Origin of the sequence: Mesorhizobium sp. M0276 (assembly GCF_040321755.1) — a bacterium.
Taxonomy (GTDB): domain Bacteria; phylum Pseudomonadota; class Alphaproteobacteria; order Rhizobiales; family Rhizobiaceae; genus Mesorhizobium.
This window is the reverse complement of record NZ_JAMYSC010000165.1, coordinates 1-724: the sequence shown is the minus strand read 5'-3', so window position 1 is coordinate 724 and position 724 is coordinate 1. Positions and strand designations below refer to the sequence as shown.

1 protein-coding gene is annotated in these 724 nt (G+C 66.0%); it reads right to left on the bottom strand.

Going from position 1 to position 724, the window contains the following annotated elements; translation table 11 throughout:
• Window positions 1-724 (bottom strand): ISAs1 family transposase (locus tag NKJ01_RS36290; RefSeq protein WP_352735396.1); only part of this gene is annotated, 724 nt, incomplete at both ends.

Genomic DNA, 724 nt, shown 5'->3' with positions numbered 1-724 from the left:
CGATCGAGACCGCGCCGGTCTTCTTGATCGTGCGACGCGTTGTGACGGCGAGAAAGCTCGCAAGCCCCTTCCAATCGGGATGACGCTCGGCGAGCCAGGCGGCATCGGCGGCGCGGATCGTGCGCTCCTCGATCCGGCCGTGGCCGGCTTGCGGCTCTTCTTCATGACACGAACAATCGGCCGCGAGCACGGGATCGTCGAAGAACAGCGCGACATCCTCCTCGAGAGTTCCCTGATTGCCTTTGAGCGCCAGGACATAATCGGCCTTCTTGGAGACGATCTTGGCGGCGATCTGCCTTTGCGTTCCCATCGCGTCGATGGTGACGATCGCGCCTTCGAGGGCGAGCATGTCGAGAAGCTCGGGAATGGCGGTGATCTCGTTGCTCTTGGTGTCCACCGCCCGCTGCGCCAGCACGAGGCCCGCCTCGTGCGCCCAGGCCTGAACGAGATGCAACGCGCCTGTCCCGTCGGCGTCCTGTTTGGAGCCGCGCACGGTCTTGCCGTCGATGGCGACGACGCCGCCGATGCGCCCGGCGAGGCTCTTCACCCAGGCGGCGAACGCCGTCTCCAACTGTCGCGGATCGAGCCGTGCCAGCGTCCGCTTTAAGGTCTGCGCCGGCGCAACCCCATGCGCGAACGGCAAGATGCGCCGGAGCCAGTCGAGCAGTTCGACGCCCACGTCCTCGATCTCGTCGAAATCCTCCGCTCGGCACAACAGGCCCAC